Origin of the sequence: Enterobacter sp. WPR_3_1, assembly GCF_003635055.1 — a bacterium.
Lineage (GTDB): Bacteria > Pseudomonadota > Gammaproteobacteria > Enterobacterales > Enterobacteriaceae > Enterobacter > Enterobacter ludwigii.
In genome coordinates this window covers 928,507-946,168 of sequence record NZ_RBXU01000008.1, presented here as the reverse complement: position 1 = coordinate 946,168, position 17,662 = coordinate 928,507, and the positions used below count along the sequence as shown (strand labels likewise).

Annotated in this window: 20 protein-coding genes and 1 pseudogene; 17 read left to right on the top strand and 4 right to left on the bottom strand. The window is 48.8% G+C overall.

Translation table 11 applies throughout. The annotated features are described in order from the left end of the window. The first annotated feature begins 32 nt into the window (after nucleotides 1-32). The 6 genes from BJ887_RS06355 (at nucleotide 33) to BJ887_RS06335 (ending at nucleotide 3,745) form a co-directional block, all read left to right on the top strand. On the top strand, nucleotides 33-716 hold the full coding sequence (locus tag BJ887_RS06355) for a cupin domain-containing protein (RefSeq protein WP_121339599.1): 684 nt from the start codon (nucleotides 33-35) through the stop codon (nucleotides 714-716). Further along, nucleotides 713-994 (top strand): NAD(P)-binding protein, encoded by a 282-nt coding sequence (locus BJ887_RS23110; RefSeq protein ID WP_229216811.1) that lies wholly within the window; start codon nucleotides 713-715, stop codon nucleotides 992-994. The genes BJ887_RS06355 and BJ887_RS23110 overlap by 4 nt, the downstream gene beginning before the upstream one ends. Then, nucleotides 984-1,817: an FAD-dependent oxidoreductase gene (locus tag BJ887_RS06350; RefSeq protein WP_229216810.1), complete on the top strand. Its 834-nt coding sequence runs from the start codon at nucleotides 984-986 to the stop codon at nucleotides 1,815-1,817. The genes BJ887_RS23110 and BJ887_RS06350 overlap by 11 nt, the downstream gene beginning before the upstream one ends. A 173-nt stretch (nucleotides 1,818-1,990) precedes the next feature. After that, nucleotides 1,991-2,347, top strand: a complete 357-nt coding sequence (locus BJ887_RS06345; protein ID WP_121339597.1) for a cyclophilin-like fold protein — start codon at nucleotides 1,991-1,993, stop codon at nucleotides 2,345-2,347. Nucleotides 2,348-2,456: 109 nt separating this feature from the next. Continuing rightward, nucleotides 2,457-2,954, top strand: coding sequence for a cupin domain-containing protein (locus tag BJ887_RS06340; protein ID WP_229216809.1), 498 nt, complete (start codon nucleotides 2,457-2,459; stop codon nucleotides 2,952-2,954). Next, the gene (locus BJ887_RS06335; RefSeq protein WP_080463575.1) at nucleotides 2,954-3,745 is read left to right on the top strand and encodes a carboxymuconolactone decarboxylase family protein; all 792 of its coding nucleotides are present in this window, start codon (nucleotides 2,954-2,956) and stop codon (nucleotides 3,743-3,745) included. Before BJ887_RS06340 ends, BJ887_RS06335 begins: the two co-directional genes overlap by 1 nt. 75 nt (nucleotides 3,746-3,820) lie before the next feature. Here BJ887_RS06335 and BJ887_RS06330 read toward each other — a convergent pair whose 3' ends face one another. Continuing rightward, nucleotides 3,821-4,720 carry a LysR family transcriptional regulator gene (locus tag BJ887_RS06330; protein WP_014170396.1) on the bottom strand — a complete coding sequence of 300 codons (900 nt, stop codon included), beginning with the start codon at nucleotides 4,718-4,720 and terminating at the stop codon, nucleotides 3,821-3,823. A 266-nt stretch (nucleotides 4,721-4,986) separates the two neighbouring features. On the opposite strand from BJ887_RS06330, the gene BJ887_RS06325 reads away from it, so the two are divergent. The 4 genes and pseudogenes from BJ887_RS06325 to BJ887_RS23100 all read left to right on the top strand — a co-directional run bounded on the left by BJ887_RS06325 (nucleotide 4,987) and on the right by BJ887_RS23100 (nucleotide 8,335). Next, nucleotides 4,987-5,751: an SDR family NAD(P)-dependent oxidoreductase gene (locus BJ887_RS06325; RefSeq protein ID WP_014170397.1), complete on the top strand. Its 765-nt coding sequence runs from the start codon at nucleotides 4,987-4,989 to the stop codon at nucleotides 5,749-5,751. A gap of 143 nt (nucleotides 5,752-5,894) precedes the next feature. Then, nucleotides 5,895-6,764, top strand: a complete 870-nt coding sequence (locus BJ887_RS06320) for an aldo/keto reductase (protein ID WP_121339595.1) — start codon at nucleotides 5,895-5,897, stop codon at nucleotides 6,762-6,764. A 314-nt stretch (nucleotides 6,765-7,078) separates the two neighbouring features. Further along, a pseudogene (locus BJ887_RS23105) lies at nucleotides 7,079-7,499 on the top strand (hypothetical protein). Continuing rightward, on the top strand, nucleotides 7,421-8,335 hold the full coding sequence (locus BJ887_RS23100) for a mechanosensitive ion channel domain-containing protein (RefSeq protein ID WP_320738985.1): 915 nt from the start codon (nucleotides 7,421-7,423) through the stop codon (nucleotides 8,333-8,335). Before BJ887_RS23105 ends, BJ887_RS23100 begins: the two are co-directional and overlap by 79 nt. 165 nt (nucleotides 8,336-8,500) lie before the next feature. On the opposite strand, the gene cspA is transcribed toward BJ887_RS23100, so the two are convergent. After that, a complete protein-coding gene (gene cspA, locus BJ887_RS06310) occupies nucleotides 8,501-8,713 on the bottom strand; it encodes an RNA chaperone/antiterminator CspA (RefSeq protein WP_014170400.1) in 213 nt (70 codons plus the stop codon). A 589-nt stretch (nucleotides 8,714-9,302) separates the two neighbouring features. Here cspA and BJ887_RS06300 point away from each other — a divergent pair. Beyond that, the gene (locus BJ887_RS06300; RefSeq protein WP_047356783.1) at nucleotides 9,303-9,908 is read left to right on the top strand and encodes a hypothetical protein; all 606 of its coding nucleotides are present in this window, start codon (nucleotides 9,303-9,305) and stop codon (nucleotides 9,906-9,908) included. A 317-nt stretch (nucleotides 9,909-10,225) separates the two neighbouring features. On the opposite strand, the gene BJ887_RS06295 is transcribed toward BJ887_RS06300, so the two are convergent. Then, entirely contained in the window at nucleotides 10,226-10,759 is a 534-nt protein-coding gene (locus BJ887_RS06295) for an HD family hydrolase (protein ID WP_121339592.1), read from the bottom strand. A 254-nt stretch (nucleotides 10,760-11,013) separates the two neighbouring features. Here BJ887_RS06295 and BJ887_RS06290 point away from each other — a divergent pair, with 254 nt between their 5' ends. The 4 genes from BJ887_RS06290 to BJ887_RS06275 all read left to right on the top strand — a co-directional run bounded on the left by BJ887_RS06290 (nucleotide 11,014) and on the right by BJ887_RS06275 (nucleotide 15,133). Next, complete coding sequence (locus tag BJ887_RS06290; protein WP_020882419.1) at nucleotides 11,014-11,679, top strand: Crp/Fnr family transcriptional regulator; 666 nt, start codon at nucleotides 11,014-11,016, stop codon at nucleotides 11,677-11,679. A 304-nt stretch (nucleotides 11,680-11,983) separates the two neighbouring features. Further along, complete coding sequence (locus BJ887_RS06285) at nucleotides 11,984-12,949, top strand: nucleoside hydrolase (protein WP_121339590.1); 966 nt, start codon at nucleotides 11,984-11,986, stop codon at nucleotides 12,947-12,949. Then, nucleotides 12,939-13,922 (top strand): adenosine deaminase, encoded by a 984-nt coding sequence (add, locus tag BJ887_RS06280; RefSeq protein WP_040017659.1) that lies wholly within the window; start codon nucleotides 12,939-12,941, stop codon nucleotides 13,920-13,922. Before BJ887_RS06285 ends, add begins: the two co-directional genes overlap by 11 nt. Before the next feature lie 62 nt (nucleotides 13,923-13,984). Continuing rightward, on the top strand, nucleotides 13,985-15,133 hold the full coding sequence (locus BJ887_RS06275; RefSeq protein ID WP_040017661.1) for an MFS transporter: 1,149 nt from the start codon (nucleotides 13,985-13,987) through the stop codon (nucleotides 15,131-15,133). 181 nt (nucleotides 15,134-15,314) lie between these two features. Here the strand turns inward: BJ887_RS06275 and BJ887_RS06270 are convergent, their stop codons facing one another. Next, nucleotides 15,315-15,794, bottom strand: a complete 480-nt coding sequence (locus BJ887_RS06270) for a MarR family winged helix-turn-helix transcriptional regulator (RefSeq protein ID WP_025203961.1) — start codon at nucleotides 15,792-15,794, stop codon at nucleotides 15,315-15,317. Nucleotides 15,795-15,934: 140 nt separating this feature from the next. Between BJ887_RS06270 and BJ887_RS06265 the strand changes: the two genes are divergently transcribed. Continuing rightward, entirely contained in the window at nucleotides 15,935-16,756 is an 822-nt protein-coding gene (locus BJ887_RS06265; protein ID WP_014170403.1) for an alpha/beta fold hydrolase, read from the top strand. A 75-nt stretch (nucleotides 16,757-16,831) separates the two neighbouring features. Beyond that, a complete protein-coding gene (locus tag BJ887_RS06260) occupies nucleotides 16,832-17,599 on the top strand; it encodes an alpha/beta fold hydrolase (protein ID WP_020882412.1) in 768 nt (255 codons plus the stop codon). Nucleotides 17,600-17,662: the final 63 nt, after the last annotated feature.

Sequence of the window (17,662 nt, the reverse complement as noted above, 5' to 3'; positions counted from 1 at the left end):
GCACCGCCTGCGGTGCCGTTTAATGACTGACTATGATGTTACTGAATTCTGATTTTTCACAGCGAGCCATCATTACTCCTGATGACTACCGCTGGGTGCCTTCCCCGCAACCCGGTGTGGAGCGCGTCATGCTTGATCGCATTGGCCGCGAGCAGGCCCGCGCAACCAGCCTTGTCAGGTATGCCCCTGATTCTGTGTTTCCTGAGCACACCCACCCCGGCGGAGAAGAGATTCTGGTGCTGAGCGGTACCTTTACGGAAAACGGAACCGATTATCCGGCTGGCTGGTATCTGCGCAGCCCGGACGGCTCGTCGCATCGACCGTCCAGTCGTGACGGCACCACCCTTTTCGTTAAGCTGCGCCAGTTCGCCGCCGAAGAACAGGAACCGGTCAGGATCAATACCAACGAGGCGAGTCGCTGGCACGGCCAGCCGCACAGACTCCTTTGTCCCCTGTTCGCAAGCGTAGCGGAAACCACCCAGCTTCAGAGGATCGCACCAGGTGAACGACTCTTCTGCGCTCCGCTCGCCGGAGGAGCCGAGCTCCTGCTTCTCGAAGGGGAAATCAGCGCACCGGAAGGTCGTTACCCGAAAGGAAGCTGGCTCAGATTTCCTGAAGGCGATTTGCCGGCGCTGACGGCCGCCGCTTCTGGGGCACTTTTTTATCTTAAAACGGGACATTTCAGCCCGACCACACTGACCGGAGCGATACCATGAAAGGCAGCGTTATTATCATTGGTGCGGGTGTCAGCGGCCTGTATGCGGGCACACTGCTTGAAAAAGCGGGAGTGGATTACGTGATACTGGAAGCGAGGAAAAGAACCGGCGGTCGCGTACTTTCAGGTCAGGTGTTAGCAAACACGCCTGATGGGGTTCATGTGGACATGGGTGCGACCTGGTTCTGGCCGGAAATTCAGCCTGACTTCGCACACCTGGTTCATCAACTTGGATTAACGCCTCTCCCTCAGGGGCGACCGGGGGGTTATGCTTTATGAACGCCAGACGACGTCCCCCGCGCAACGTTATCCTGCCTATGTGACATCACCGGAGTCGTTCAGGCTTCAGGGTGGAATGCAGACGCTGACGAGCGCATTAACACGCCAGATCCCGGCGCAGAAGATTAAGTCAGACCATCAGGTGGTTTCCATTTCCCGTCTCGGCGAGGGTATGCAGGTCGCGACGCAGCCCGAAACGGGCGAAGGCTCACTTTTCACCGGTGAACACGTTTTCCTCGCCCTGCCTCCCGCGCTGGCAGCAAAAATGACGTTCGAGCCGGCATTGCCGGAGCAGGTACTTTCACACTGGCGTAAAACGCCAACCTGGATGGCGCCTCACGCAAAATATGTCGCCCTGTACCAGACCGACTTTTTGCAGGCACAGCATCTCTGCGGTGATGTAAGCAGCCGTGTGGGTCCGATGGTTGAAATTCACGATGTGTCAGAGCCCGATACCGGCAAAACGGCTATCTTTGGTTTTATTGGCGTACCGGCAAAATCGCGATGGACGGTGAGCGAGGCCGAACTCAAACGACTCTGCCGGGAGCAACTGGTGCGACTCTTCGGAGAAGACGCGGCAGAGCCTGAAGCCGAGTGGATAAAAGACTGGGCCGCCGATCCGTTTACGACGACAGAATTTGACCTGCAGCAGGACGTCGGGCACGCACAGCCTCAACAGGTTCCGGCGCAGGAAGAATGGGCTGATAAATTAACCGGGATTGCCAGCGAATGGTCACCGCAATTTTCGGGTTATCTGGCCGGCGCAATTGACGCTGCTGCTGAAGGCGTTGGGCACTGGTTACGCCACGTTGCCAGACCCTGAGGCCTGTATCTGTCGATAACAAACATTTTGCTTCCCGGACCGGATTAATGAAATTTATTCATTTTTCTATTCTGATAACGCCTATTAACACGCGGTTTATTTCTGTTAAGAATAGTTGCCAATGACTGCAGACGATTGCCGGTTGGCGCAACGAACTCATACAGGAAAACCCGATGAAGATAAAAATTATACTGAACGACAAGACGCTGACCGCAACGTTGAATAGCAGCCAAACCAGTCGTGACTTTATCGCACTGTTGCCCCTTACGCTGCAGCTGAAAGATTATGCCGGGGAAGAGAAAATCAGCGATCTTCCTCGCCGCCTGTCCACGGCCGGCGCACCTGCGGGTACCGCGGCCGCTAAGGGTGATATCACGCTATATGCCCCGTGGGGAAATCTGGCGATTTTCTATAAAGCACACGGATATGCGTCGGGATTAATTACGCTGGGGCAATTAGACGAACCGGATGCCTTGCTCGTATCACCTGCTGAATATACTGCCCGATTTGAGCTACTGACGGATAAGTAGCCGCCCGAATATGTATTTCCGGCACAGCCGGCAAATCTCATCACAACACATTTATCCCCTTCTCTTTTTCCCGGTACCGGGTTTGCCGTTTCATTCACAACAGGAGAGTATGATGATCCGTTTCACCTCTGTAGCAGCATCACTATTGGTATTTGCAGGTATGTCCGCACACAGCGAAACCACCCCTTCAGCTCAAATGACCGTGTCTGAAACGGGCAGTCGCGCGACGATTGCCGAACCCGCTGACCACTTTACCGGACGTGCTTACATTGACCCCCTCTTCTCACCTGTCGCCCCGCAAAGAGCAGGCGCTGCGTATGTCACCTTCGTGCCCGGCGCACGTTCCGACTGGCATACCCATCCGCTTGGGCAGACACTGGTGGTCACGTCCGGGACGGGCTGGGTGCAGGAGTGGGGGCAGGAGCGAAAAACCGTGCACGCCGGGGATGTCATTCAATGCCCGCCAGGGATTAAACACTGGCACGGCGCAACGGATAAAACCACGATGGTGCATATGGCCATTCAGGAATCGAATGAGCAGGGGCAAAACGTGAACTGGCTTGAAAAAGTCAGCGATGCGCAGTACCTGCAGGCGGGAGGGCATTAATGCTGAACAGAACCGCCCTGCTTATCGTTTCACTCTTATTGATTAACGGATGTGTCTCCCAGACTACTCAAAACAGGAGTTCGACAATGAAACCGGAAGACTCACGGGACGCTGTAGCCCAGGTCGCGCCAGCAATGGCTGCCTATTCAGAACAGTTTATTGAAAAAGATCTCTGGAATCGCCCGGAACTGTCGCGACGCGATCGAAGCCTGGTGACGGTTGCAGCGCTGATCAGCCGCAATGATACGGCGGAACTTCCCCACTACCTCAACGTGGCGCTGGACAGTGGCGTAAAACCTGCGGAAATCTCAGAAACAATCACCCACCTGGCTTTTTACGCCGGCTGGCCGAACGCCACCTCTGCGGCGCTGATCACGCGTCAGCTGTTTGCGCAACGCCATATCGATACTGCTTCCTTGCCCGGCGGAAAGGTGGATTTCCTGCCGCTGGATGAAGAGTCGGAAAACAAGCGTGCCACGCTGGTTGAATCAAACTTTGGCAAGGTCTCGCCGGGCGTAGTGAAATACACGACCGACGCGCTATTCCAGAACCTGTGGCTCAGGCCCGGACTGGCGCCACGGGACAGAAGTCTGATCACGGTCAGCGCGTTGGTCACTGCCGGCCAGGTGGCCCAGGTTCCTTACCATCTCAACCGCGCCATGGACAATGGTTTAACCCGGCCCCAGGCGTCCGAAGTCCTGACGCAACTGGCCTTTGTGGCGGGCTGGCCCAATGTTTTCTCGGCGATGCCGGTCTTTAAAGAGGTGTTTGCCGGCAGGGATAATGCCTGACATTTAGCCACGCAACTGTAAACGCCAGGCACCGGATGAGGGGCCTGGCTTTGCGTTGCTGACAAACGTCTCTCTTCAGGGATGTTTGTAATGGCGTAGCGCGTCGACCACCAGCTGGAATGCTTTCGATAGATTTCGGTTCTCGGGATAGTAAATATAATAGCCATCCCAGTAGGGGCACCAGTCGTCGAGCACGCTAATAAGCTCCCCACGGGCGATATGCTTTTCTGCGATATCACGCGGAACATGCGCCAGGCCGTATCCTTCCACTGCAGCCTGAAGGCACTGATAGATCCGGCTAAAGACCAGCTGGCCAGTGACTTTCACGTTCAGGCTTTTACCCTCTTTTTCAAATTCCCAGACGTATAAATTGCCATGCGTCGGAAACCGCAGGTTGATGCAGTTGTAATCAATCAGATCGTTAGGGTGCTGCGGCTGAGGATTGCGGGAAAAATAATCAGGTGAGCCGACCACGGCAAAACGGACATCCGGGCCAATACGCACGGAAATCATGCCGTTGGAGATCTGTTCCCCCAGACGGGTTCCTGCATCAAACCGCCCGGAAACAATATCCGTCAAGGCATAGTCATCAATCAGCTCCAGACTAATGTCAGGATATTCTTTAAGCAGCGGTTCCAGCTTCGGCCAGATAACAGACCCAATAGCATAATCTGACGTTGATATACGCACCGTACCCGCGGGTTTGCTGTTGAGATCTTTCAGGGACTGCAAACGACCCTGAATACCATCGATGTAAGGCCCCAGGTCATCCAGCATGGACTGACCAATATCGGTTAACGCAATACTGCGCGTGGTGCGAGTCAGCAGTTTCATCCCCAGACGAGATTCGAGGGTACGCATAGTATGGCTCAGGGCTGACTGCGATACGCCTAATTGGGCCGCAGCTTTGGTGAAGCTTTTTTCGCGCGCAACGGCAATAAAAGCCATTAAGTCATTAAGATTTTCTCGTGCCAATCTGGGCCTCTGATATCCGGAAAAAAGGGGTGGCTGATTCATCCCAATACACTGTCTCTTCAGACGAAAAGCGTTCTGGCGGTATGGCGTTCATTATAAATGACGGCCGCCTGCGCTGTACGAGAAGCAGTCTATCTAATTTATGAAAATTCCTCATTACTGCATTTTGATTTAGTCAGTTTTAACAACATCACATTTCCCGCAGAATACTTTTACACAACGTGAGACGTCTTCATTGCACGTGATTCCACGGTAAGAGGTATCAAATGGTTAAGTATGATTTTAGTGGCAAGGTGGCGCTGGTCACCGGCGCGGCTTCCGGTATGGGGCTCGCGACCGTCAGGGCATTTTGCGAATCTGGCGCAACGGTGGTGATGGCGGATATTCGCGAGGATGCGTTATCTCGCGAAGCGGATGCGCTACTGGCTGAAGGGTATACCGTGAAACCCGTCGTCTGCGACGTGACTGACGAAGAGCAGGTCAGACGCATGATTGAGAACGCAGTACAGGCGTTTGGTCAGCTCGACGCCGCCTATAACAACGCCGGTATTCAGAGCCCCATTGCAGAAACCGCAGATGCCAGCGGCGAAGAGTTTGATCGCGTCAACGCGATTAACCTGCGGGGTATCTGGAACTGCATGAAATATGAGCTGCAACAAATGCGCCGTCAGAAAAGTGGCGCTATCGTTAACTGTTCGTCTCTGGGCGGGCTGGTCGGCATTGCCGGGCGCGGCGTTTATCATGCGACAAAGCATGGCGTCCTCGGGCTGACCAAAAGCGCAGCACTGGAATATGCCGCGCGTGGAATACAGATCAACGCCGTTTGTCCCGGCATTATCCGCACGCCAATGGTCGAAAATATGCTGAACAGCGAGCCTGACGCAATGGCCGAGCTCATGAAGCTGCAGCCGATTGGTCGCCTGGGCGAGCCCGAAGAGATCGCGCGCGCCGTCTTATGGTTGTGCAGTTCCGATGCCAGCTTCGTCACCGGACAGGCTCTGGCAATTGATGGCGGTTATACGGTTCAGTAATCAGATGTCATTCTGGTTTATTCCCGACAGGGTGTAGACCAGCGTAATCAGCGATTTGAAAGAATAAAGACGATTACCACGGGTTCGTCGTGGTTCTGTTTATACTTTTGAATGGTGTCTAAACAGGGTGGAGGAACTCTTCAGTGGAATATACAGTATTAAGCAACAACCTCAGAATGCCGATGGCGGGTTTTGGTGTTTTTCAGGTCACCGATAAAGAAGAATGTAAACAGTCAGTGCTGAGCGCCATTCGTACAGGCTATCGCCTCATTGATACCGCAGCAGTGTACGGCAATGAAGACGCCGTGGGCGATGCCGTTCGTGAAGCCATCGCTGAAGGTCTGTGTACCCGCGAGGAGTTATTTATTACCTCTAAGCTGTGGGTGCAGGACATGGCAAGCTACGAGACCGCCAAAGCCGGTATTGAGGCATCGTTAAAAAAATCGGGATTAGACTATTTCGATCTCTACTTATTGCATCAGGCAATGCGCGATTATTTCAGCGCGTGGCGGGCTTTGGAAGATGCGTATGATGCCGGAAAGCTAAAAGCGATTGGCGTGTCTAATTTCTACGCCCACGTGCTCACCAACTTCTGTGAAACGGTCAGAATTAAGCCCATGGTAAATCAGGTGGAATTACACCCTTACTTTGCGCAATCTGACGCACTCGAGACCATGAAATATTACAACGTTCAGCCAGAAGCCTGGGCACCACTTGGCGGCGGAAGGCACAAACCGTACGAAAATAAAATGCTCAAGGGGATTGCCGAAGCGCATCAAAAAACCATCGCTCAGATCATTCTGCGCTGGAATGTGCAACGTGGCGTTACCGTCATTCCTAAATCCACGCACCAGAACCGGATTGAAGAGAACCTGGCTATCTGGGACTTCTCTCTGACCGATGCCGAAATGGCGCAAATCAGTTCGCTCGACTTAGGCTATGTTGGCGATGCGGTTAAACACTTTAACCCTGAGTTTGTTCGCGGGTGTCTGGGTGTAAAAATCCACGACTAAGCGCGACGCGGCGTGCCACCCTCTTCCACTTCTGCAGAGAATGTTACGCCCCTCTCCCTGCTTCGGTACCGAACAGGGAGAGGATATATGTTTTAGCGATCCAGATGCTGAAGGTGGGCATCGTCTGCTTTTATTGCCTGAAACGGTTCTGGAAATAAAGTTGCCGACCGAAACAAAATAGGTCTGTGCGACTTAGGATTCAGGTCGTGGACTTGTCTGTACCGGATATGCCATTATATGATTTGGTTAAATCTTTGTATTTATCTTTTGAATAAGGTCGATACAAAATGGCATACTTATTCAGGCGATAAGCGATGGTGTACTTGGATTATTTATTAACATTTATAGAAAGCAATCCGGCTCTGGCCATTGGATTTAATCTTATTCTGTTAGTCATCTCAGGTTTTTTTGCGCACCTGATGTGCAAATTCCTGCTCATAAAAATCGTTCGTAAGGTCTTCTTTGCCAGCCATAAACAGGATGTCCCGCTGGAAAAAGATCGTCGCATAGCCGAAAAGCTGTCGAATTTCATTCCGGTTATTATCGTTTATTACGTCCTGCAGTTTATGCCCAATATGCCTGCATCGCTGGTGACGGCAATAAATACCATTTGTGGGATTCTATTCTTTATTTTTCTGTCGGTTTTCTTCAATGAGATGTTGGATATTGTCAACAGCTCATATTTACGCAAGACGAAGCGTAAAAATCACTCTATCAAAGGCTATATCCAGATAGGGAAAATATTTATTCACGTCATTGCCGCGATCATGATCCTTGCCGTCATGTCGAATAAATCCCCCGCGATTATTATTTCCAGCCTCGGGGCCGTGGCGGCCGTGCTGATGTTAGTCTTTCAGCATACCCTGCTTTCGCTCGTTGCCAATATCCAGCTTTCGTCAAATGACGTCCTGCAGTTGGGGGACTGGATTGAAATGCCCGATAAAAACCTGAGTGGCGAAGTGACCGACATTGCGCTGCACACCATTACTATCCGTAACTGGGATAACACGATCTCGCGTATCCCGACCAAAAACTTTCTGACCGAAACGTATACCAACTGGCAGGCCATGTTTTCGTCAGGCGCACGCCGGATTATGCGCAGCACCACGATCGATCAGCACTCCGTTACATTTCTCACGCAGGAAACGCTGGCCCCGATGCTGGCCCTGCGCGGCACGAATGAACCGCTGGCAAAACTCATCGACGGGCGTGATCCCATGGGCATACCGGACAGTTGGTTTATGGATAATGGCCTGACAAATTTAACGCTCTTTCGGCACTACCTGATGGCCTGGCTCGCCGATCGGCCTGATATTATCAAAGATATGTATATTGTGGTGAGAACGCTGAAGCCTACGCCGTCGGGTATTCCCCTGGAAATTTATTGCTTTACCTCTTCCGTACTGTGGGTGGAGTATGAAAATACTCAGTCAGCGATATTTGAATACATCACCGCTGTCGCCGGTCAGTTCTCGCTCCGTTTATATCAGTATCCGGCAGGACATGATTTCTGGCGTTTATCACAGGAACACAGCCTTCGGGACCGCACCCCACCTCCGGGTGAAGGTTAAGCTTTTTTGAAAACAGGCCGGTAAAACGGAATAATAGACAGCCTATCACCATCCTGAAGCCATAAAAAAACCCGCACTCGGCGGGTTTTTTATTATCGGTGAAGCTTAACTGCTCAGACTCGCGTCTTCATCGCTATCGTAAGGCTCACCGACAATGTGCGCGACTTACAGCGGAGAAACGTTACCCGCTGCTGGGCCTTTAGCGCCATTTTCAATGGTGAAGGACACTTTCTGGCCTTCATCAAGAGATTTGTAGCTGTCGCTCTGAATAGCAGAGAAGTGTACGAATACATCTTTGCTGCCGTCGTCAGGAGTGATAAAGCCAAAACCTTTATCAGAGTTAAACCATTTTACTAAACCAGTCATTTTATTAGACATAGATAATTCCTTATTTTTTGAGCCACTAAGCGCGGCGATGATGGCCTGTATTTAGAGAGTAACTTATTTGGCACTTAGGAGGAGGCTCACGAAGAAGAGTATCTATTGATAACACCTGAACTGAGGACTGCTTTACTAAACTGCTTTAATAAGGTCTGTATTCCAAACCGATGACGCTATTTAGGCACAGAAAAATTTTTTAAGCAAAGTTTTTATTTTTTATTATAACCACTTAAACACCCGGACGGCTGAATGGCTATGGAAATTAAGGCGCTGGCGCAGCGTATTCACGCCCTGTTTAGCTAAAGCATACTTCCCCTTTTGAGGGTGGATACCCGTCTGACGATGGGTCATCGTATGCGCGTGACTGCTCAACCAGAGGCTGAACTCGTGTGGCATGGGGTTACATCGCTCAGGCGACTTACCACCTGGATTTCTGGTGCAAGGCTGAAGTCTGAGGTGGAAAGGTAATGCGCCCTCGCTAAGTAGCTCAAAATGCTTAAAATTCATGCCTATAGCGCACAAAGTGAAATAGATTTTCGTTCGAAGCCACTTATCATAGGTGTTTTGAATGAAAGTGGTGGTGTTAATGTCTGTGCTCAAAAGCTTTTTCTTCTTTCTTTTCGCGTCAGCAGCCTGCACTGTGCCCGTGCTTTGCCTGTGGGCGGATATCTATTTATTTAACCTGGATATACCGGAGATATCGCTGACCGAAATTGTGCAGGAATCAGTTTTAGGGGGCATTGTATTTATACACTTCCTGCTGGCGAAGAAATGGGCATTCATGCGCTATTGCAACATCCTGATTGGCGGCTTTTTCCTCTCCATGCTGATTCGAGAACTGGATGCATTTTTTGATCTTCTGGCTCACGGAAGTTGGGTATGGTTTGCACTGCTTTCCGCCGTTTGTGCTTTGCTTTATCCCGTTATCCATTATCGTCTTACCCTTACGCAACTGGCAGACTATACCCGTACCCCGTGGTACGGCGTGATGCTCAGTGGTCTGTTGGCAGTCCTGGTCTTCTCCCGGCTGTTTGGAATGCACGGATTGTGGTACGCGATACTTGATCAAAGCTACGTCAGGGTGGTCAAAAATGTCGTGGAGGAAGGCAGCGAATCATTCGGGTATATGCTCTGCCTTATAGCATCTGTAGGGTACTACTGCTCTTTCCGGTCGCTCCCCCGCCAGAAATGATTCTGGTATTTAGAGAGCACGATAAACACGCCAATCTTCCTGTGACGATGAGTTGAACGCCACAGGGAGAGCGGACTTCTATTCTCAAAAGCAAACGTTGTAGCGCCCAATATAATACGTTACATCTCTCTTAACGCCATCCGCGTGCTCCGTGTTCAGGTAATGCCCTTATAAAGTGAAAAAGAATCAATAGTCGTTGAACAGATGAAGATAAAAAAACAACATCAAAAATCTCTTCTTCAGATTTTTAATGGTGAAGTCAATCTCCCTCGCAGCAAAAATTCACGTGATTATATGTGAATTCGCAGACTAACATCTTAACGCTCTATTAATTCGGCGAATCTCTCAAGAAATGCACTAAATGCAGCTTTCGGTAGCATCGGAACGACTTTAATTATAACCGATGGTGATATATCTCGCAGGGAAGGATAGTCTAATACCTTTTCCATACCCAGATCCCTCGCTTCAGTAGCGAGCATGATCCGATCAGCATGCTTAACTTCTGAGGCTTTACAGGAGGAAATATTAAATTTCACTCTGATCAATGACTCAATTTCTTTCTCAAGGCTTATATACTGCGGCATACATTTTTTTAAAGGAGAAGGGAAATCTTTTATGTAAGCCTCGGTGGCATCATGAAGAAGCCCTTCCAGAGCCAAATGCACTGGCGTTAAATAACTTACCAGAACGGAATGCTGAGCCACTGAATAGAAACTTTCGCATTGCCCACCAAAACGGCATTCATTTGACAAGCCCTTAGCGATATCAATTATATCTATATCATTTATACTGAGATTAAGAAAATCAATTTTCTTGCCGCTAAAAGTAACGATAGTGGTTGCTGAATGCATAAAACCGCCCCAAATAAAATAACTCTCAGATCATTTACCTGGAGTATAAAAAACGCTTTATCGAAAAAAAAGGACGCATGTCCTTTTTTCGAAAGGAGTTTTATTATAAGAGTTGATGACGATTTGAGAAAATGGTATAGATGCGCCAGAAATATCATCGCTGACAGGTTAACCTGGGGATGCCAGGCATATGACTTGAGATTATTTCATGCACAATCTATAATAATTCACAAACAAAGCGTTGAGTCACCTTTATGAAATCATTACAAATAGATTTATCACATTCTGACATTCTGAACTCTAAACTTAAATTCATTTTACCAGATGACATACTCAGCAGAGCTAAATTACTGATTTTTAATAAGGGAGAGATTTTACTCCACCAAGGAGATTCCCCATCGGGAGTTTACTGTTTAATTAAAGGTAAGGTACAAATAGAGCATTTATCTAAAGATGGTAAAGATATTACTTTTTGTATAGAAGAACCTCTCTCTGTGATTGGTGCCATTGAAATTTTCCAACATGATAGCACCAGCAGAAATCTGAGTACAGTAAAGATCCTTAAGACGTCAACGATAGTTTATTTTTCACTTAACTATATAAATACTATTGGATTAAATGAGCCAGTTTTTCTTCGTTTTCTTTGCCAACAACTTGCAAATAAATTATTCATCTCTTCTCAATTAAAAACCACTATGTGTTTAAGTTCATTACAGAGAGTGTCAAATTACCTCATGAATGAATATAATAAACATGGTTCCGTTATCAGGCTTGAGCGAAGAGAATTGGTCGCATCATTTCTTTCCATTTCGGTGAGACATCTCAATCGAGTTTTAGCAGAGTTACAAGAAAATCAAATCATAGAACTCAAGAATAAAACGATTATAGTGAAAGACAGTGAATTATTAAAGCCAGAGTAATCTGCAAATAACCTTCGCACCACATTCTACCACAGCCGCTTTCAACGCCATCGGAAGATGGTTCATTTATATGAAGCCTTTTTTAATCACAAGTTTTTTATTTTATAAAAGCACTAACCATATATAAAAACTATGGCGCGCGATTTTTTCACAAATATCTTAGCGAAGTTAGCGCTCAGAATACTAATCGTTATTGAAGCGAGACCGACTGGCATGTCCACTAAAAAGAGATAGATGTCCTTTTTTTTGGATGCATTGTTCGTCATCTTATCTCGTGACAAGCTTCCTTACTGAGAGAAATACTATGAGAAAATTACTTATTGATACTGATACCGCTTCTGATGACCCAGTCGCTATTGTGATGGCACTCAGAGAGCGTACCGTTAGGGTTGAAGCAATCACAGTAGTCGTTGGTAACTGTGAGATCGAACAGTGTGTTCAAAACGCATTAGTGAGTATTGAAAAAGCCGGAACATATGCTCCTCCTGTATTTTCCGGAATGACAAAGCCGCTTTTTAAAACCCACTTCACTTCTCACCATATTCATGGCAAAGATGGTATGGGTAATATGGAAAATCCCCCCACCACCCTAAAGTCGGAATCACTTCATGCGGTAGATGCGATTCTTCTTTATGCAGAAAAATTCAAAGGTGAACTTGAGATCGTTACCCTGGGACCTCTGACTAATCTGGCAATGGCAGTACTGAAGGAACCAACGCTTGCGAAAAAAATTAAACATGTTTATATCATGGGCGGTGCCGGCCTTACTTCGGGAAATATCACGCCTCTGGCTGAGTTCAATTTTTTTGTTGATGCGGAAGCCGCTAATATAGTGATGCAATCAGGGCTCCCTATGACAGTCGTTGGGTGGGAAATAGGCATGGGAGAAGCTTTCATTAATGAAGATGATATAGCATACCTCAATCAACTGAGCCCCTTGGGTCAGTTCGCCGTAAGATGCAACAAATCCTTGATGGAGTTTAATGCAGGCCGAACGGTACGCAAGGGTTTTGATTTGCCAGACCCCACCACCATGGCAGTAGCGCTTTTTCCTGATATTGTTGAGGAGGCGTTTTCCCGTTATTCCTGGGTGGAGTACAAATGTGAGTCATCGTATGGACATTATGTTATCGATGCGACAAACCTTACAGGGAAAGCACCCAATGCCAGAATTATACTTAAAATAAAAAGTGGTATGTTCAAAGAGAAATTATTCTCGTTACTCGCAGACTCCGCAATGATGTATAGAGGAACTTTAGATGCATTTTAATTCCCGAAGGATTCCGAAAATTGAGCTTCACGTTCATTTGGATACTTGTATTAGCTATCATTGCGCAAAAATGCTGATGCCTGCACTGAATCTTAAAGTATTTCAGTCGAATTTTATCGCACCGAGTCAATGTACTGACCTGGGAGATTTTTTAAGAAGAATTTCTCCGCAGCTGAGCTTATTACAAACCCACACTGCATTACGTCAGGCCGTCGAAGACATGTTTGATCAACTCCATGCTGATGGGGTAATTTATGCTGAGTTACGCTTTGCGCCACTCTTACATCTTAATCAATATCTTACGGCTGAAGAGGTCATTGAAACCGTCCTGGATGCCATGCAGATAAATAGCCATATTTTTGATATCAAAGCCAATTTAATATTATGTACACTGCGTCATTTTACGGCAGAACAGAGCCTTGAGACGGCAAGACTGGTGACAAAATACCTGCATTATGGGGTTGTCGCGCTTGACCTTGCAGCTGATGAAGCCCGCTACCCGCTGGATAACCATGTTGAGGCGTTTAATTATGTACGCCAGCATGGAGGCAACTGTATCGCACATGCAGGAGAGGCTAAGGATTTCGTCAGCGTAAATGAAACGCTTAATAAACTGAAAGTTTCTCGCATCGGACATGGCGTCAGAAGCATTGCTGACAGAGCGACACTAGATCGGTTGCTTGAAGAGCATATCCATCTGGAGATTTGCCCGGGTTGTAACATTGTCTGTAATATTTATCCTTCCATTGAAGAGCACCCTGTTAATGCGCTTTTTCGTGAAGGCATTTCATTAAGCATTAATACTGATGCCAGAACCGTTGCCAACACCTCACTGGATAAAGAATATCAACTATTACATCATGTTTTTGGATGGGACACAGAAGAATTTCTGGTTTGCAATATCAATGCTATTGACGCATGTTTTGCCTCGCTACCGCTGAAGAAACAACTCAAAGCCAATCTTACGGGGTGATAATCCCAGACATACATTTAAACAACAGGCATGAGCGCTCATTACATCGAATATGAAATAACATGACCACATTTTTGTATCTAATACTCTGTGCGATGTCTACCGCCGCCGGCACCGATATGGTTTTGCCTGCTATTCCACTTTTTGCTACAGTCTTTAATATCTCATCGGAGATATCACAAAGGATACTCTCCATATATGTAGCAGGTAATGCCTGTGGTTTATTACTATTTGGTAACCTGGCCGATCGCTTCAGCAAAATCAGGATGCTCTTCTTTGCGCTACTTTTATTTTCACTAACTTCTTTTGGTTGCGCGTATGCTCCAGAAATAACACTTCTTTTAATATTACGATTTATACAAGGGATGGCTTCTGCTGCAGCATCAGTTTTCATCCCTGGATTTATTAGAGGTTTGTTTCCTCATCGGAAGGCAGCCCGGGCAATTGGATTGTTAGGGAGCATACAGGCATTAGTTCCGGCGATAGCCCCTGTAGTAGGTACACTTATCCTGCAGTTCTTTAACTGGAGAATCACGTTTATCTCTCTGGGCGTACTGACGATGGCTTTAGCTGTAATGATAAGGTTTGCAAAGGGACCAGAACGAAACCCAGGCCAGCACACGCCTGGAACGTACGTACAATTATTGAAAAATGCTGTTTATCTTCGCTATGCATTGAGCCAGGCTTTGGCCGTTGGCGGTCTGATAACGTTCGTATTCGGAGCACCAAGCGTCATTATCCTTTCCATGGGCGGGAACCTGAATGACTTCATCCTTATGCAAATGTTGAACGTAGGAGGTTACATCATCGCCGCCAACATTTCTCCGGGGTTGGCTGAACGTTTTAGCCATGAAAAAGTAATTCTTGCCGGCACGCTTATGGCATTGCTCAGCGCCTTCGCGCTATCGGGATATGGTTTCCTGAACGGAAGCCGGGCTTTTGTTATGACCATACTCTTTACGCCAATGGGTTTTGCGCTGGGGTTAAGGGGCCCCGTCGCCTTCTACAGGGGTATCGTTTCTGCAGGCAGTAATGATGCCAGAGGATCTGCGCTTATGATTTTCCTCACCTTCATAACGACTGCGCTGGGGTCACTCATAACTGGACATTTTATTACGGGTGGGCTCACCCCTCTTGCCATGTCAGTCACCGCCATGTTCTTACTGTCATTTTTGCTTTTTGTGTTATTGCCAAAACTGAACCGCCAGTGAATAAACAACAATGGGTAAGTCAATATTCTTTACAGCAGTGCATGAACGCTGTTGAAGAGTCGCTTCGGGGCGCAGCGGACATTGCACCCGCCCACCCCGGCAGTTAAAGCAAAGTAACTCCCCGGTACCTGTCTTGTCAGTCACCAGACGTACACTTATCAGGAACCCGAATCCGCCTCAATCAGGATAGGTCATCGGCGTCCGGTTTCTGCGCACGGTGGATCTTGTCACGGATCTTATCAACTGATGCTTTGATGTCAGCAATGATGTCGGCGTCCATCCCAAGGGTATCCACAATACAGCGCGTGATAGTGCTGGTCTCGCTTTTCAGCGCCTCACCCTTCTCCGTTAGGTGGATAAGCACTTCGCGCTCATCCTTCGGATTGCGTGTCCGGGTGATCAACCCCGCAGTCTCCAGCCGTTTCAGTAAAGGGGTCAGCGTGCTGGACTCAAGAAAAAGAATTCCACTCAGTTCCTTCACTGTTCGCCCATCCTGATTCCACAAGGTGACCATCACCAGATACTGGGGATAGGTCAGGCCAAGCTTATCGAGCATGGGACGATAGAGCTGGGTAAAAGCATGTCCCGCTGAGTAAAGAGAGAAACAGAGCATGCCGTGCACATCGGGCAGGGAATCCTCGGAAGTAGTGTGTTTAGTCATATGTCCTCCAGTCCCCCTAAAATAATTTGCATACGATTTAATTGCAAGCGATTGACAAAGGCAAAAAGGGCTGCCATATTAATTTGCACACAAACAAGTCGTACACAAACTAATAGCACAACACATGACAGGAGAACGAAATGACAACTTTCACCACCACAGACGGAACAGGCATTTTCTACAAAGACTGGGGTTCAGGTCAGCCTATCCTCTTCGCTCATGGATGGCCGTTATCGTCTGATGCCTGGGATCAGCAGATGCTGTTTTTCAGCCAGAAGGGTTTCCGGGTCATCGCACACGACCGTCGCAGCCACGGGCGTTCGGACCAGACTTTCCACGGTAACAATATGGATCAGTATGCGGACGATCTCGCTGAGCTGATTGAGGCGCTGGATCTGAAGGATCTGATTTTAGTGGGTCACTCAACAGGGGGCGGCGAAGTTGCACATTATATCGGTCGTCATGGTACCTCACGTGTGGCTAAAGTCGTTCTGGTCGGCGCTGTCCCTCCTCTGATGCTCCGGACGGATGCCAATCCTGACGGCACCCCGATGGAGGTGTTTGATGCCATCCGCGAAGGCACGGCCAAAAACCGCTCACAGTTTTACTTCGACCTGACGGTTCCGTTCTATGGCTTCAACCGTGACCATGTCCCCACCAATGACGGGTTGCGGGAAAACTTCCGCAGAATCGGCCTGCAGGGCGGTATTAAGGGGCAATATGACTGCATCCATGAGTTCTCTGAAGTCGATTACACACACGACCTGCAACAGATTGATCGCCCTACCCTGATTATTCATGGCGACGACGACCAGATTGTCCCCATTAAGGCATCTGCACACCGCGCCGCTGAGATCGTCGCGAATGCGACGCTGACGATATATGCCGGTGGTTCACATGGACTGGCGGAGACAGAAGCCGATCGCTTTAACGCTGACGTACTGGCCTTTATTCGCAGCTAACAAGGTGGCCTGTTCCAGACAGGCCGCAACCATCATACGCATAGCCTTTAAACTGAATTGAAAAGAGGAACGATCATGTCGAAATTTGCTGCCTCCCTTGCCGTTGCCACCGTTTTGCTGTCTGCCAGCGCTATTGCAGAAACCGCTAAGCCGACTGTTGTCCTGGTTCATGGTGCCTTTGCCGACTCTTCTAGCTGGAATGGCGTTACCCAAATCCTGCAAAAGGACGGGTATAACGTCGTCGCTGCGGCGAATCCGCTGCGCAGTGTTTCGACTGATGCGGCTTACGTCTCTTCCGTGGTGAACAATATTAAGGGGCCGGTCGTCCTTGTCGGCCATTCCTATGGTGGCCAGGTCATTACGAACGCGGCCCGTGATACAAACAATGTGAAATCGCTGGTGTATGTCGCCGCATTTGCTCCGGATGCCGGTGAAGCGGCGGCCGACCTGGCCGGAAAATTCCCTGGCGGCACGCTTGGCCAGGCGCTCGCCGCACCGGTGAAGCTGGCTGATGGTAGCGTCGATCTCTCCATCGACCAGGCGAAGTTCCACCAGCAATTCGCACATGACGTTTCAGCTAAAGAGGCAGCGCTGATGGCCGCAGGGCAAAGACCGATTACCGAAGCGGCTTTAACTGAAAAGTCAGGTGCGCCTGCCTGGAAAAAACTGCCCTCTTACTTTATTTACGGTGACGGCGACAAGAATATCCCCGCCCAGGGTTTGCGATTCATGGCTGAACGCGCGGGCTCAAAACACACCGTGGTGATCAAGGGCGCATCCCATGTCGTGATGGTTTCTCATCCGCAGGACGTTGCCACACTTATTGAGGAAGCGGCGAAGTAAACATCGCTCTCCCCCCTGAACGCCATCCCTCGTCTGAGGGATGGCCGTATAGGTAATGCCTCT

Bases quoted from the DNA above. Each gene is read 5' to 3' on its own strand.
- cspA (WP_014170400.1), bottom strand. From the start codon at position 8,713: ATGTCTAATAAAATGACTGGTTTAGTAAAATGGTTTAACTCTGATAAA.
- BJ887_RS06295 (WP_121339592.1), bottom strand. From the start codon at position 10,759: ATGCATTCAGCAACCACTATCGTTACTTTTAGCGGCAAGAAAATTGAT.
- BJ887_RS23100 (WP_320738985.1), top strand. From the start codon at position 7,421: ATGTTGGATATTGTCAACAGCTCATATTTACGCAAGACGAAGCGTAAA.
- BJ887_RS06355 (WP_121339599.1), top strand. From the start codon at position 33: ATGATGTTACTGAATTCTGATTTTTCACAGCGAGCCATCATTACTCCT.
- BJ887_RS06265 (WP_014170403.1), top strand. From the start codon at position 15,935: ATGACAACTTTCACCACCACAGACGGAACAGGCATTTTCTACAAAGAC.
- BJ887_RS23110 (WP_229216811.1), top strand. From the start codon at position 713: ATGAAAGGCAGCGTTATTATCATTGGTGCGGGTGTCAGCGGCCTGTAT.
- BJ887_RS06270 (WP_025203961.1), bottom strand. From the start codon at position 15,794: ATGACTAAACACACTACTTCCGAGGATTCCCTGCCCGATGTGCACGGC.
- BJ887_RS06260 (WP_020882412.1), top strand. From the start codon at position 16,832: ATGTCGAAATTTGCTGCCTCCCTTGCCGTTGCCACCGTTTTGCTGTCT.
- BJ887_RS06335 (WP_080463575.1), top strand. From the start codon at position 2,954: ATGCTGAACAGAACCGCCCTGCTTATCGTTTCACTCTTATTGATTAAC.
- BJ887_RS06350 (WP_229216810.1), top strand. From the start codon at position 984: ATGCTTTATGAACGCCAGACGACGTCCCCCGCGCAACGTTATCCTGCC.
- BJ887_RS06290 (WP_020882419.1), top strand. From the start codon at position 11,014: ATGAAATCATTACAAATAGATTTATCACATTCTGACATTCTGAACTCT.
- BJ887_RS06340 (WP_229216809.1), top strand. From the start codon at position 2,457: ATGATGATCCGTTTCACCTCTGTAGCAGCATCACTATTGGTATTTGCA.
- BJ887_RS06285 (WP_121339590.1), top strand. From the start codon at position 11,984: ATGAGAAAATTACTTATTGATACTGATACCGCTTCTGATGACCCAGTC.
- BJ887_RS06275 (WP_040017661.1), top strand. From the start codon at position 13,985: ATGACCACATTTTTGTATCTAATACTCTGTGCGATGTCTACCGCCGCC.
- BJ887_RS06325 (WP_014170397.1), top strand. From the start codon at position 4,987: ATGGTTAAGTATGATTTTAGTGGCAAGGTGGCGCTGGTCACCGGCGCG.
- BJ887_RS06300 (WP_047356783.1), top strand. From the start codon at position 9,303: ATGTCTGTGCTCAAAAGCTTTTTCTTCTTTCTTTTCGCGTCAGCAGCC.
- add (WP_040017659.1), top strand. From the start codon at position 12,939: ATGCATTTTAATTCCCGAAGGATTCCGAAAATTGAGCTTCACGTTCAT.
- BJ887_RS06345 (WP_121339597.1), top strand. From the start codon at position 1,991: ATGAAGATAAAAATTATACTGAACGACAAGACGCTGACCGCAACGTTG.